The sequence below is a fragment of the Streptomyces sp. NPDC056169 genome (assembly GCF_042268445.1).
Lineage (GTDB): Bacteria > Actinomycetota > Actinomycetes > Streptomycetales > Streptomycetaceae > Streptomyces.
Window position 1 is genome coordinate 1 of sequence record NZ_JBHJUO010000026.1, and the last position, 13,812, is coordinate 13,812.

The following is a 13,812-nucleotide window of genomic DNA, read 5'->3' on the forward strand; positions in this document are numbered from 1 at the left end:
TCCCGCCCCCGGGCCCCCCCCGCGCCCGCTCTGCCTAATCTTTTTGCCGACGGGCCCCCCCCCCCCCCCCCCCCCCGGGGGGGGGGGGGGGGGGCCCCCCCCCCCCCCCCGCTGCGGTACAGCCGTGCTCAGCCACGATCGGCCGTGCTCAGGCGGTCGGACGCGATCAGGCGTCGACCTTCTCCATGACCTCGTCGCTTACGTCGAAGTTGGCGAAGACGTTCTGCACGTCGTCGCTGTCCTCCAGCGCGTCGATCAGCTTGAACATCTTGCGCGCGCCGTCCTCGTCGAGCTCGACCTGCATGGTCGGGACGAAGCTGGACTCGGCCGAGTCGTAGTCGATGCCGGCCGCCTGGAGAGCGGTACGGACCGCGACCAGGTCGGTGGCCTCGCTGATGATCTCGAAGGACTCACCGAGGTCGTTGACCTCCTCGGCGCCGGCTTCGAGGACCGACTCCAGGACGTCGTCCTCGGACAGCTCGCCCTTGGGGAGAACGACGACGCCCTTGCGGTTGAACAGGTACGAGACCGAGCCCGGGTCGGCCATGGAACCGCCGTTGCGGGTCATGGCGACGCGTACGTCGGAGGCGGCGCGGTTGCGGTTGTCGGTGAGGCACTCGATGAGCACCGCGACACCGTTCGGGCCGTAGCCCTCGTACATGATCGTGGCGTAGTCGACGCCGCCGGCCTCGAGGCCGCCGCCGCGCTTGACCGCGGAGTCGATGTTCTTGTTCGGGACCGAGCTCTTCTTCGCCTTCTGGATGGCGTCGTAGAGCGTCGGGTTGCCGTCCGGGTCGGCACCGCCGGTGCGGGCCGCGACCTCGATGTTCTTGATCAGCTTCGCGAAGAGCTTGCCGCGCTTGGCATCGATCACGGCCTTCTTGTGCTTCGTCGTAGCCCATTTAGAGTGGCCGGACATCTGCCTGTCTCCTTCGCGTAACCCTTTACTGAACGAACCCGAGAGATCCTACCGGGATCGGATCAGCTCGCGGCGCGCACCATGTCGACGAACAGGCCGTGGATTCGGTGATCCCCCGTGAGCTCGGGGTGGAACGAGGTCGCCAGGATGTTCCCCTGCCGCACGGCCACGATGTGGCCGCCGTGCTCGGCCAGGACCTCGACCTGCGCGCCGACGGACTCGACCCACGGGGCCCGGATGAAGACGCCCTCGACGGGGCCGTCCTCGACGCCCGTGACGGTGACTCCGGCCTCGAAGGACTCGTTCTGCCGCCCGAAGGCGTTGCGGCGGACGATCATGTCGATGCCGCCGAAGGTCTCCTGGCCCGAGCGCGGGTCGAGGATCTTGTCGGCGAGCATGATCAGCCCGGCGCAGGTGCCGTAGACCGGCAGCCCCGCGGCGATGCGCTCGCGGAGCGGCTCCATGAGGCCGAAGAGCACGGCCAGCTTGGAGATGGTGGTGGACTCGCCACCGGGAATGACCAGGCCGTCGACCTCGGCGAGCTCCTCGGGGCGCCGGACCGGCCTGGCCACGGCGTCAGCCGCGGCCAGGGCGATCAGGTGCTCCCGTACGTCGCCCTGGAGGGCCAGGACACCAATGACGGGAGAGGGGTTCATCGGTGGTTACCAGCCCCGGTTGGCGTAGCGCTCGGACTCGGGGAGCGTGTCGCAGTTGATGCCGACCATGGCCTCGCCCAGGTTGCGGGAGGCGTCCGCGATGATCTTCGGGTCGTCGTAGAAGGTGGTGGCCTTCACGATGGCGGCGGCGCGCTTGGCCGGGTCGCCCGACTTGAAGATGCCGGAGCCGACGAAGACGCCCTCGGCGCCGAGCTGGCGCATGAGCGCGGCGTCGGCGGGGGTGGCGACACCACCGGCGGAGAACAGCACGACCGGCAGCTTGCCGAGCTCGGCGACCTCCTTGACGAGCTCGTACGGGGCGCGCAGCTCCTTGGCGGCGGCGAACAGCTCGTTGTTGTCGAAGCCGCGCAGCTTGGCGATCTCGTTCTTGATCTGGCGCAGGTGGCGGACGGCCTCGACGACATTGCCGGTGCCGGCCTCGCCCTTGGAGCGGATCATGGCCGCGCCCTCGGCGATGCGGCGCAGGGCCTCGCCCAGGTTGGTGGCACCACAGACGAAGGGGGTCGTGAAGGCCCACTTGTCGGAGTGGTTGACCTCGTCGGCCGGGGTCAGGACCTCGGACTCGTCGATGTAGTCGACGCCGAGGGACTGCAGGACCTGGGCCTCGACGAAGTGGCCGATGCGGGACTTGGCCATGACCGGGATGGAGACCGCGCCGATGATCTCTTCGATCATGTTCGGGTCGGACATACGGGCCACGCCGCCGTCCTTGCGGATGTCCGCGGGGACCCGCTCCAGGGCCATGACGGCCACGGCGCCGGCGTCCTCGGCGATCTTCGCCTGCTCGGCGTTGACCACGTCCATGATCACGCCGCCCTTGAGCTGCTCGGCCATGCCGCGCTTGACGCGCGCGGTGCCGGTCTCGGGGGACTGGAAGGTGGTGGAAGGCGTGGTGGACACAGGTACCTCACTCGTGACAACAGGGGTTGACGACAAGATGAGGAAACAGGCCACAAGGGGTCCACATCAAGGGCCAATGTGGACCCGGTGGATCGTTTTCCCAGGTGACGAGGGTTCAGGCCGGGCGATCGGCAAGGGCCACCGGCGGCTCGTCGTCCATTTCGAAGGCCAGCGGGAAGGGCGCGTGGCCTGCGAGGCGGAACCAGCGGACCTTGCGGTGGCGGCGCAGGGCGCGGGCGGCCCGTACGGCGTCGTTGTGGAAGCGGCGCGCCATCGGCACCCGGCGCACGGCCGCGGCCAGCTCCTCCGCGGCCTCCGGGCCGCCGGGCGCCTCCCGTACGAGCTCCACCTGCTCGGGCTCGCCGAAGACGGCCCGCAGGGCCTGGCTGAGCTCGCTCTCGGCGACCTCGCGCTGGTCCTCCTCGGCCTGCCGGGCGGCGTGCGCGGCCTCGTACAGCACGATCGAGGCGGCGGGGTCGAGGACGCCGGAGGTGGCCAGCTCCTGGGTGACCGAGGCCCGGCGCAGGAGCTGGGCGTCCAGGGCGGCGCGGGCGGCGTCGATGCGGGAGTGCAGCCGGTCGAGCCGCCCGGCGGTCCAGCTGAGATAGACGCCGATGAGAATCAGCGCGACGACGGTCCAGATCAGGGTTTCGGTCACGGGCGCACAGGCTACCGGGACGGCCCCCCACCCCGTTGTGGGCATGCGTCCCGCGGGGGCGGGACGGGTGCCCACACGGGGTGGGAGTGGAGGCGGGCGGGGCCTCCCTACAGGCCCAGTCGCGCGCGGAGGCCGACGCGTTCGTCCGTGTCCACCGCCGCCGCCCCGTCCGTGACCGTCTCGTAGACGGCGAGGATGTCCGCGCCGACCGTGCTCCAGTCGAAGCGCCGCACGTGCGACGAGCCCCGGGCGCTCAGCTCCGCGCGCCGCGTCTCGTCGCCCAGGAGCCGGATCGCCGCGTCCGCGAGCGCGTCCGCGTCCTCGTTGGCGAAGAGCTCGCCCGCGCCGCCCTGGTCGAGGACCTGGGCGAAGGCGTCGAGGTCGGCGGCGAGGACCGGCGCGCCGGCCGACATCGCCTCGACGAGGATGATGCCGAAGCTCTCGCCGCCGGTGTTGGGCGCCACGTACACGTCGACGCTGCGCAGCAGCCGCGCCTTGTCCTCGTCGCTGACCATGCCGAGGAACTCCACCCGGGAACGCATCGCGGGCGGCAGCGAGGCCACGGCCTCCTCCTCGTCACCCCGGCCGGCGACGAGCAGCCGGGCCCCCGGCCGCTCCGTCAGGATCCTGGGGAGGGCGCGCATGAGGACGGGCAGGCCCTTGCGCGGCTCGTCGATCCGTCCGATGAAGCCGAGCGTCTCGCCCTGCCACTCCTTCTTCGGTTCGGCGCGGGCGAAGAAGTCCACGTCGACGCCGTTGGGGATGAGCACGGCGTCGCCGCCGAGGTGCTCGACGAGGGTCCGTCGCGCGTACTCGCTCACCGCGATCCGGGCGCTGATCTTCTCCAGGGCGGGCTGGAGGATCGGGTACGCGGCGATCATCGCCCGCGACCGCGGGTTGGAGGTGTGGAAGGTCGCCACGATCGGCCCCTGCGCCGCCCAGCAGGTGAGCAGTCCCAGCGACGGCGAGGTCGGCTCGTGGATGTGGACGACGTCGAAGGTGCCGTCGTGGAGCCAGCGTCGTACCCGGGCGTGGGAGAGGAAGCCGAAGTTCAGCCGGGCCACCGAGCCGTTGTACGGGACGGGTACGGCCCGGCCGGCCGAGACCACGTACGGCGGGAGCGGCGTGTCCTCGTCGGCGGGCGCGAGGACGGAGACCTCGTGTCCGAGCCGGATGAGGTGCTCGGCGAGGTCGCGGATGTGGAACTGGACGCCGCCCGGCACGTCCCAGGAGTACGGGCAGACGATGCCGATCCTCACGCGCCGCGCTCCCCGTCCCGCGCCGGGGCCTCGGGGCGCGCCGGGGTCTCCGGGCGTGCCGGGGTCTCCGGGCGTGCCGGGCCCTCCTTGCCTGCCGCGTCCTCCGGGCGTTCTTCCAGGTCGGCGAGCCACAGTCGTTGCAGCATGTGCCAGTCCTCCGGGTGGTCCGCGATGCCGGCGGCGAAGGCGTCGGCCAGCGCCTGTGTCGTCACGGCCGTCCTCTCGGCCCGCGTACCGGACTCCGGTACGTCGACGGGCGGGTGGATCCGTCCCCGCATGACCGACGTGTCGTCGTACCAGAGCGTCACCGGCAGCAGCAGCGCGCCCGTCTGCTGCGCGAGGATCGCCGGGCCGGCCGGCATCCGCGCCGTGTCGCCGAAGAACGTGACCTCGATGCCGGACGCCGACAGGTCGCGGTCGGCGACCAGGCAGACCAGCCCGCCGGCCCGCAGCCGCCGCGCGAGCGTCCCGAAGGCGGAGCCCCCGGTGTGCGGGAGGACCTCCATGCCGAGGGACTCGCGGTAGGCGACGAAGCGGTCGTACAAGCTCTCCGGCTTGAGCCGCTCCGCGACCGTCGTGAACGGCAGACCGAGCGAGCGGGTCACCCACACACCCGCGAGGTCCCAGTTGGCGAGGTGCGGCAGCGCGATGATGACGCCCCGCCCGGAGGCGACCCCTTCGAGCAGGTAGTGGGCGTCCTTGATGTCGACGTCGCTGTCGACCCGCTCCTTGCTCCACGTCGGCAGCCGGAAGGACTCCATCCAGTACCGCATGTACGAGCGCATGCCGGCCTGGGAGAGTTCGGCGAGCCGCTCGGGCGTGGCGTCCGGCACCACGCGCGCGAGGTTGGACTCCAGCCGCAGGACGCTCTTGCCGCGCCGCTTCCACGTGAAGTCGGCGATCCGGCGGCCGAGGCCGGTCGCGACCGGCTCCGGCAGTTTCTTCACGGTCGACCAGCCGAGGCCGTACAGCCCGTCGGTCAACCGGTCCTTGAGTGCGCTCACGACGTCGCCTCGCTCCCCCTGGCCGCGGCGTCCGCCTCGGCCGACTCGCGCCGTACGGTCACGACGCGCTGCCCCAGGGTCACCGCGCTGCCGACCGCCACGATCCACAGGGCGATCGGGAGCAGCACCTGGACGCCGGGCACGCCGAAGGCGTGCAGTCCGGCGAGACCGGCGGCGACCAGCGAGATGACGAGGCGCTCGGCGCGCTCGATCAGCCCGTTGACGGCGACCGGCAGGCCAATCGATTCGCCACGGGCCTTGGTGTACGAGACGACCTGGCCGCTCGCGAGGCAGAAGATCGCCACGGCGCACATCACGTTGTCGTCGCCCTTGCCCGCGTACCAGAGCGCGAAGCCGCCGAAGATCGCGCCGTCCGCGACCCGGTCGAGCGTCGAGTCGAGGAACGCCCCCCACCGGCTGGAGATCCCCGCCTGCCGCGCCATGTTGCCGTCGACGAGGTCGGAGAAGACGAAGAGGGTGATGACGATCGTGCCCCAGAAGAACTCTCCCCGGGGGAAGAAGACCAGCGCACCGGCCATCACTCCCGCCGTGCCGATGAGCGTGACCGCGTCGGGGCTGACGCCCCGGCGGAGCAGAAACGCGGCGAACGGTGTGAGGACACGCGTAAAAAAGGCACGCGCGTACTTGTTCAGCATGGCCTTCCCGAGGTTCGGTGGGCCGCGCGGCCCCTACGACCACCGGCTCACCCATCGTAGCCACGCGCGTGCCGCCGACGCGGCGGGCACCCTTCACCGCCGCGTCGCCGTCCCCCCGCGGCCCCGTCCGTGTACGACGTATGGACGCGTCCCGAAGCCGGTGCAAAGCTCGAAGGACCACCGCGGGCACCCGCAGGAGCCGCACCGCGACACGCCACTCCCCCGCGCCCGCGTCCCGCCGCACCGTGCGAGCAGTCGGGAGGAACACATCATGGGTGACAAGGCGAACACGGCCGCCGGAGCCGCCGGCAGGGCTTTGACGGCCGACCGGCCCGCGTCCGTACGGAACGTGGTGCTGGTCGGCCACAGTGGATCGGGCAAGACGACCCTCGTCGAGGCGCTCGCCCAGACCGCCGGGGCGGTCAACCGGGCCGGCCGCGTCGAGGACGGCGGGACGGTCTCCGACTACGACGAGATCGAGCACCGCCAGCATCGCTCCGTACAGCTCTCCCTCGTCCCGGTCGGCTGGGACGGGTTCAAGATCAACCTCCTCGACACCCCCGGGTACGCCGACTTCGTCGGGGAGCTGAGGGCCGGTCTGCGGGCGGCGGACGCGGCCCTCTTCGTCGTCTCGGCCGCGCAGGAGGCCGATGCCGTCGCCGCCTCCACCCGCATGGTCTGGGAAGAGTGCGCCGCCGTCGGCATGCCCCGCGCCATCGTCGTCACCCACCTCGACACCGCCCGCACCGACTTCACCGAGCTCACCGCCGTCTGCGCCGACCTCTTCGGGCGCGACGACCCGGACGCCGTCCTCCCCCTCTACCTGCCCGTGCGCGGCTCCGAGGGGGCTGACGGGCACGCGCCCGCCACGGGGCTCGTCGGTCTGCTCTCGGAGCGGATCCTCGACTACTCGACGGGCGTACGACGCGAGGAGGAGCCCGACGAGGGCCAGCGGGAGCTGATCGCGGAGGCCCGCGCCCGGCTCATCGAGGGGATCATCGCCGAGAGCGAGGACGAGACCCTCATGGACCGCTACCTCGGCGGCGAGGAGATCGACGTGAAGACGCTCGTCGACGACCTGGAGAAGGCCGTCGCCCGGGGCAGCTTCCACCCGGTCCTCGCGGCCGCCCCCGCCGCCGACGGCGGGACGCAGGGCCTCGGCACCCTCGAACTCCTGGAACTGATCACCGGCGGCTTCCCCTCCCCGCTGGAGCACGTGCCGCCGGCCGTCACCACGCCCGACGGGCAGCCCCGGCCGCCGATCGCCTGCGACCCCGACGGCCCGCTGGTCGCCGAGGTCGTCAAGACCGCCGCCGACCCCTATGTCGGCCGGATCTCCCTGGTACGGGTCTTCTCCGGCACCCTCCGCCCCGACGAGACCGTGCACGTCTCCGGGCACGGCCTGACCGACCGTGGCCACGAGGACCACGACGTCGACGAGCGGATCGGCGGCCTCAGCTCGCCGTTCGGCAAGCAGCAGCGCCCCCTGCCGCACTGCATCGCCGGGGACCTCGCCTGTGTCGCCCGGCTCGGCCGCGCCGAGACCGGCGACACGATCTCCGCCAAGGACGACCCGCTCCTGATGGAGCCGTGGAGCATGCCGGAGCCCCTGCTGCCGCTCGCCGTCGAGGCGCACAGCAAGGCCGACGAGGACCGGCTCTCGCAGGGCCTCGCCCGGCTGGTCGCCGAGGACCCGACCATGCGCCTCGAACAGAACCAGGACACCCGCCAGGTGGTGCTGTGGTGCCTGGGCGAGGCCCACCAGGACGTCGTCCTCGAACGGCTCCGGGGCCGGTACGGGGTCCAGGTCGACGCCGTGCCGTACAAGGTGTCGCTGCGCGAGACCTTCGGCGGCGCCTCGGGGGGCCGGGGGCGGCACGTCAAGCAGTCCGGCGGCCACGGCCAGTACGCGATCTGCGAGATCGACGTGGAGCCCCTGCCGGCGGGCAGCGGCATCGAGTTCGTCGACAAGGTCGTCGGCGGAGCGGTCCCGCGCCAGTTCGTCACCTCCGTCGAGAAGGGCGTCCGGGCCCAGGCCGCCCGGGGCGTCGCCGCCGGCTACCCGCTCGTGGACGTCCGGGTCACCCTGCGGGACGGCAAGGCCCACTCGGTCGACTCCTCGGACGCCGCCTTCCAGACGGCCGGCGCGCTCGCGCTGCGCGAGGCGGCCGCCGACGTCCCCGTCCACCTCCTGGAGCCGGTCGCCGAGGTCAGCGTCCTCGTCCCCGACGAGTACGTCGGCCCGGTCATGAGCGATCTGTCGGGGCGGCGCGGCCGGGTCGTCGGCACCGAGCAGGCCGGTCCTGGGCGGACGCTGGTCAGGGCGGAGGTGCCGGAGCTCGAGATCAGCCGGTACGCGATCGACCTGCGCTCCGTCTCGCACGGCGCGGGCCGGTTCGACCGCGTGTACGCCCGGCACGAGCCGATGCCCCCGCACCTCGCGGACAGGATCCGCGAACAGGCCGAAAAAGGTGCGTAGTTGACGGAGCGACAGCGGTGAACGTCCGCCCGGCGCGCACCGGGCGGACAGCATTCGGCCGTCGATATCCACAGGCCGTGACGCATCAGCCAGTACCCGGTTACGCTGTGGTGCCCAGCTCAGAAGGTGTGCCGGGCGCGGCAGTTGGGAACAGCCCGCACAAGTACTCGCGGCGATGGGGGCGGCAGTGGCTTTCGACGGATTCGGACCCGGGGCACAGATTCCTCTCCAGGGGTCGGACGGACGCACGGCGGCGACCCATGCCCTGGCCTCCGTCGCGTACCGCGACAGCCCGGTCGAGGCGATCCTGGACGCCAACAACGACCTGCACAAGTCGACGGTCAAGGAAGGGAGGTGGAACAAGCTCTTCCATCCCGACCTCGGCGAGGCCTTCTCCCGCGCGGTGCAGGTCCGCATGCTCGGCGGCGGCCGCAAGGCCCTCGTCCAGTCCTTCGGCGCCGAACCCCAGCCGGTCGTCGAGCACTGCCTCGCCGCCTCCCGGATCCGCCGGCAGCGCGACAGCAGGCTGACCCTCGTCACGTTCTTCTGCGGCGTGCTCTTCCTGCCCGGCCTGCTCCTCTGGCTCGGCGTCATCCAGCTCCGCCGGATCGCCGCCGGCTCCGCGAGCAGGCGCACGAGCACCGTCGGCACCGCGCTCCTCGTCGCGGCGGGCCTCTTCGCCCTGCTCGTGCTGATCAAGCTGCCCTTCGACGGGATCCTGCCGAACTATCTGCGCGCCATGATCGTGGCTCCGGTCGCCGGCTGGTTCTTCGCGCGCCGGATCTGCGAGAAGACCGCCGTCGACCTGCGCGCCCAGTGGACGTCCCTGCTCAGCGGCGGCGGCGCCGGCCCGAAGATCCCCGAGGCCGTGCCCCAGGATCCGGGCGAGAAGGCCGCCGAGGCCCTCCGGCTGAACCTGGAGAAGCTCACCGCCGAGCAGCAGTCCAACATCGTGTTCTACGCGGGCACGAAGGGCATCCTCGGCATGGGCACCCGCTGGGGCAGCTGGACCCTCGCCGAGGAGCTCGTCCCGCAGCCCGGTCGGGAGATCCACGACTTCCGCGCCTGGGACGTCATACGGAAGATCCACGACCAGCTCACGCTCCTGGAGCGCGGCTCCCTGAAGACGGGCTTCCCCAAGCCGACCGTCAAGCACTGGATCGTCTCGCCGGTGGGCGAGGGCGCCGACGAGGTGACCCGTCCCGAGGGGGACAGCATCGTCCACTTCCAGGTCAAGCCGCACGAGATACAGCGCATCTGCAACGACCAGCAGTTCGGCGCCGGCAACCGCCACTACCTCGGCGTGCAGTTCACCCTGTGGGACGGAAACCTGGTCCTCACGATGCTGGTCACCGTCACCTCGCTCCACCACACCCTGCGGGTCGAGGTCACCGGCCACGCCCTGGGCCCCGTGCACTCCCTCTTCACCGCGAAGCCCAAGGCGAAGACCAAGGAGGTCTCGAAGGCCGTCCGCTTCTGGGAGACGCGGGAGATCCAGCAGCCGCTGATGGAGACCGACGAGGTGGTCCGTCTCGCGGTCCGCGCCCCGCTCTCCTGGTACCCGCCGCTCCTGGACTTCCTCGGCGGCAAGCTGGTCCTGCCCGAGCCCTTCGGCCTCCGCCACGCCTGGGCGGGCCCGCTCTGGAAGAACCGCTTCATGGCCGACGACGCCATCCGCATGGCCACGCCGGTGCTGCGGGCCGTCCACTCCGCGACGGTCAAGATGCTCGACGACCACGGTGTCGACACCGAGCGCTTCACCAACCGCTCGCTGCTCCTCGGCGGCGGCGTCCAGGACCCGGGCCCCAAGAAGGCCGACGTCTACGACGCCTGACCGGTCACGCACGACGGACGACGGCCCGGGTCGAGTGACCCGGGCCGTCGTCCGCGTACGGATCGGACCGCTCAGACGCCGGTCGGCCAGGCGTCGGCCAGCATCTTCCGGGTGTCGGCGAGCAGCTGCGGCAGCACCTTGGTGTGCCCGACGACCGGCATGAAGTTGGTGTCGCCGCCCCAGCGCGGCACCACGTGCTGGTGCAGGTGCGCGGCGATCCCGGCGCCCGCGACGGCGCCCTGGTTCATGCCGATGTTGAAGCCGTGCGCACCCGACGCCGCCCGCAGCGCGACCATCGCGCGCTTGGTGAAGTCGGCGAGCTCGGCCGTCTCCGCGACGTCCAGGTCCGTGTAGTCCGCGACGTGCCGGTACGGGACGACCATGAGGTGACCGCCGTTGTACGGGTACAGGTTGAGGACCGTGTACACGCTCTCGCCGCGGGCGATCACCAGACCGTCCTCGTCGGACTTCGCCGGAATCGAGCAGAACGGACAGCCGTCGTCGGCCCCCGGCCCGGTCGGCTTGTTCTCGCCCTGGATGTACGCCATCCGGTGAGGCGTCCACAGGCGCTGGAACGCGTCCCGCGTCCCGACTCCGATCTGCTGCTCCGGCTCAGTCGTCATGCTGTGCAGCATATTGCGTCGCCCGTTCGGAACGTGTCGCCGGGGCGGAAGATCCATGCAGCCGCCATGCTGATCCGATGAGCGAAAGGCCACCGAAACCGCCCCGACAGGAACGCTGGGACCGCCGCATGGAGACCCCGCTCGCCGTGGCCTCCCTCGCCTATCTGACGGGCTATGCGATCCGGGTCCTCGGTCACCGCGGTCTCCCCCAGGCCTGGCTCGACCTCTGCCTCGCCGTCACCCTCGCCTCCTGGGCCGTCTTCATCGCGGACTACGCGGTACGCCTCCGCCTCAGCCGCCTCGGCCCGCTCCGCTTCGTCCGCACCCATCTCCTCGACACGGTGGTGCTGGTGATACCTCTGCTGCGTCCGGTGCGGATGGTGAGCATCTACGACCGGGTGCAGCGCCGCCACGACAAACCACGACTCGGTCTCTACGCGCGCGTGATGGTCTACGCCGGCCTCACCACGAGCCTGCTGGGCTTCGCCGGAGCCCTCACCGTCTACAAGTACGAGGTGGACGCCCCCGGCGCCACGATCGTCACCTTCGGCGACGCGGTGTGGTGGGCCTGCGCCACGCTCGCGACGGTGGGGTACGGGGACGTGACCCCGGTGACCACCATGGGCCGGGTGACGGCGGTGGGCGTGATGGCCTGCGGGCTCGCGCTGCTCGGCGCGGTGACGGGTTCGTTCTCGTCCTGGCTGATCCAGGCGTTCACGCGGGAGGACGAGAAGAGGCCCCCGGGGGATTCCCCGGGGGCCTGATCACGCATGAGGCCTGATCACACGTGAGGCCGTCAGACCTGGACGCGGTCCTCGACGATCTTGGCGATCTTGGCGATGGCCTCGTCGACGGGGATGCCGTTCTCCTGCGAACCGTCGCGGTAACGGAAGGAGACGGCACCGGCGGCCATGTCCTCGTCACCAGCGATGATCATGAACGGGACCTTCTGCTTCTGCGCGTTCCGGATCTTCTTCTGCATCCGGTCCGAGGAGGAGTCGACCTCGACCCGCAGACCCTGCTTCTTCGCCTTGGCGGCGAACTCCTGGAGGTAGTCGATGTGGGCGTCGCCGATCGGGATACCGGTCGCCTGCACCGGCGCCAGCCACGGCGGCATCGCACCCGCGTAGTGCTCCAGGAGCACCGCGAAGAACCGCTCGATCGAACCGAAGAGCGCACGGTGGATCATGACCGGCCGCTGCTTGGTGCCGTCCGGGGAGGTGTACTCCAGGTCGAAGCGCTCCGGCAGGTTGAAGTCGAGCTGCACGGTCGACATCTGCCAGGTACGGCCGATGGCGTCCCGCGCCTGCACCGAGATCTTCGGGCCGTAGAACGCGGCGCCGCCCGGGTCGGGGGTCAGCGGGAGGCCCTGCTTCTCGGCGACCTGCTGGAGGACCGCGGTGGCCTCCTCCCACACCTCGTCCGAGCCGACGAACTTCTCCGGGTCCTTGGTGGACAGTTCCAGGTAGAAGTCGTTCAGACCGTAGTCGCGGAGCAGGTTCAGGACGAAGGTGAGGGTCTTGTCCAGCTCGTCCGCCATCTGCTCGCGGGTGCAGTAGATGTGCGCGTCGTCCTGGGTGAAGCCGCGCGCCCGGGTCAGGCCGTGGACGACGCCGGACTTCTCGTACCGGTACACGGTGCCGAACTCGAACAGGCGCAGCGGCAGCTCCCGGTAGGAGCGCCCGCGCGCGTCGAAGATCAGGTTGTGCATCGGGCAGTTCATGGGCTTGAGGTAGTAGTCCACGCCCTCGTCGAGCTGCATGGGCGGGTACATGCCCTCGGCGTACCAGTCCAGGTGGCCCGACTTCTCGAACAGCTTGCCCTTGGTGGCGTGCGGCGAGTAGACGAACTCGTAGCCCTCCTCCTCGTGGCGCTTGCGCGAGTAGTCCTCCATGACCCGGCGGATGATGCCGCCCTTGGGGTGGAAGACCGCGAGGCCGGAGCCGATCTCGTCCGGGACGGAGAAGAGGTCGAGCTCGTTGCCGAGCTTGCGGTGGTCGCGCTTCTCGGCCTCGGCGAGGAAGTCGAGGTGCGCCTTCAGCTCGTCCTTCGACGGCCAGGCGGTGCCGTAGATGCGCTGGAGCATCGGGTTCTTCTCGCTGCCGCGCCAGTAGGCGGCCGCGTTGCGCATGAGCTTGAACGCCGGGATGTTCCGGGTGGTCGGCAGGTGCGGACCGCGGCAGAGGTCCTTCCAACAGAGCTCGCCGGTCTTGGCGTCGAGGTTGTCGTAGATGCTCAGCTCGCCGCCGCCCACCTCGACGTTCGCGCCGTCGTCGGTGGAGGCGGCGCCCTTGATGCCGATGAGCTCCAGCTTGTACGGCTCGTCCGCGAGCTCCTCGCGGGCGGCCTCGTCGGTCACCACGCGGCGGGAGAAGCGCTGGCCGCGCTTCTGGATCTCCTGCATCTTCTTCTCGATGACCTTGAGGTCCTCGGGAGTGAAGGGCTTCTCGACGTCGAAGTCGTAGTAGAAGCCGTCCCGGACCGGCGGGCCGATGCCCAGCTTGGCCTCGGGGAAGAGCTCCTGCACGGCCTGGGCCATGACGTGGGCGGTGGAGTGGCGCAGGATGTCGAGACCGTCCGGGGAGGAGATCTCGACGCCCTCGACGACATCGCCCTCGGCGAGCTCGTACGAGAGGTCCTTCAGCTCGCCGCCGACGCGGGCGGCGATGACGGTGCGGTCGTCGGCGAAGAGGGCACCGGCGGTGGTGCCCGCGCTCACCGCCCTCTCCTCTGCTTCCGAGGCGGACTGGACGGTCACACGGACTTCAGACACTGGTGTTCTTCTTCCCTTGGGGCGCAGGCA

Annotated in this window: 12 protein-coding genes; 3 read left to right on the forward strand and 9 right to left on the reverse strand. The window is 70.9% G+C overall.

Translation table 11 applies throughout. From position 1 onward, the window contains the following. Positions 1-166 precede the first annotated feature (166 nt). The 7 genes from ACFC0G_RS34320 to pgsA form a co-directional block, all read right to left on the reverse strand. Positions 167-919: a YebC/PmpR family DNA-binding transcriptional regulator gene (locus ACFC0G_RS34320; RefSeq protein WP_376411226.1), complete on the reverse strand. Its 753-nt coding sequence runs from the start codon at positions 917-919 to the stop codon at positions 167-169. 62 nt (positions 920-981) lie between these two features. After that, positions 982-1,575 carry a pyridoxal 5'-phosphate synthase glutaminase subunit PdxT gene (pdxT, locus tag ACFC0G_RS34325; protein WP_376411229.1) on the reverse strand — a complete coding sequence of 198 codons (594 nt, stop codon included), beginning with the start codon at positions 1,573-1,575 and terminating at the stop codon, positions 982-984. A gap of 6 nt (positions 1,576-1,581) precedes the next feature. Beyond that, complete coding sequence (gene pdxS, locus ACFC0G_RS34330; protein ID WP_056649994.1) at positions 1,582-2,496, reverse strand: pyridoxal 5'-phosphate synthase lyase subunit PdxS; 915 nt, start codon at positions 2,494-2,496, stop codon at positions 1,582-1,584. Between the two features lie 115 nt (positions 2,497-2,611). Continuing rightward, the gene (locus ACFC0G_RS34335; RefSeq protein ID WP_376411233.1) at positions 2,612-3,154 is read right to left on the reverse strand and encodes a hypothetical protein; all 543 of its coding nucleotides are present in this window, start codon (positions 3,152-3,154) and stop codon (positions 2,612-2,614) included. A 107-nt stretch (positions 3,155-3,261) separates the two neighbouring features. Further along, positions 3,262-4,413, reverse strand: a complete 1,152-nt coding sequence (locus ACFC0G_RS34340; protein ID WP_376411236.1) for a glycosyltransferase family 4 protein — start codon at positions 4,411-4,413, stop codon at positions 3,262-3,264. Further along, on the reverse strand, positions 4,410-5,417 hold the full coding sequence (locus ACFC0G_RS34345) for a phosphatidylinositol mannoside acyltransferase (protein ID WP_376411239.1): 1,008 nt from the start codon (positions 5,415-5,417) through the stop codon (positions 4,410-4,412). The genes ACFC0G_RS34340 and ACFC0G_RS34345 overlap by 4 nt, the downstream gene beginning before the upstream one ends. Continuing rightward, positions 5,414-6,073 carry a phosphatidylinositol phosphate synthase gene (pgsA, locus tag ACFC0G_RS34350; protein WP_056650007.1) on the reverse strand — a complete coding sequence of 220 codons (660 nt, stop codon included), beginning with the start codon at positions 6,071-6,073 and terminating at the stop codon, positions 5,414-5,416. The genes ACFC0G_RS34345 and pgsA overlap by 4 nt, the downstream gene beginning before the upstream one ends. Positions 6,074-6,344: 271 nt before the next feature. Between pgsA and ACFC0G_RS34355 the strand changes: the two genes are divergently transcribed. Continuing rightward, positions 6,345-8,552 (forward strand): elongation factor G-like protein EF-G2, encoded by a 2,208-nt coding sequence (locus ACFC0G_RS34355; protein WP_376411243.1) that lies wholly within the window; start codon positions 6,345-6,347, stop codon positions 8,550-8,552. A 175-nt stretch (positions 8,553-8,727) separates the two neighbouring features. After that, positions 8,728-10,386: a hypothetical protein gene (locus ACFC0G_RS34360; protein WP_376411246.1), complete on the forward strand. Its 1,659-nt coding sequence runs from the start codon at positions 8,728-8,730 to the stop codon at positions 10,384-10,386. Between the two features lie 71 nt (positions 10,387-10,457). Here ACFC0G_RS34360 and ACFC0G_RS34365 read toward each other — a convergent pair whose 3' ends face one another. Then, on the reverse strand, positions 10,458-11,021 hold the full coding sequence (locus ACFC0G_RS34365) for an HIT domain-containing protein (protein ID WP_376411249.1): 564 nt from the start codon (positions 11,019-11,021) through the stop codon (positions 10,458-10,460). Positions 11,022-11,086: 65 nt separating this feature from the next. Here ACFC0G_RS34365 and ACFC0G_RS34370 point away from each other — a divergent pair, with 65 nt between their 5' ends. Continuing rightward, positions 11,087-11,773, forward strand: coding sequence for a potassium channel family protein (locus ACFC0G_RS34370; protein ID WP_376411251.1), 687 nt, complete (start codon positions 11,087-11,089; stop codon positions 11,771-11,773). Positions 11,774-11,805: 32 nt separating this feature from the next. On the opposite strand, the gene thrS is transcribed toward ACFC0G_RS34370, so the two are convergent. Then, on the reverse strand, positions 11,806-13,782 hold the full coding sequence (gene thrS / locus ACFC0G_RS34375) for a threonine--tRNA ligase (RefSeq protein WP_376411254.1): 1,977 nt from the start codon (positions 13,780-13,782) through the stop codon (positions 11,806-11,808). Between the last annotated feature and the right edge of the window lie 30 nt (positions 13,783-13,812).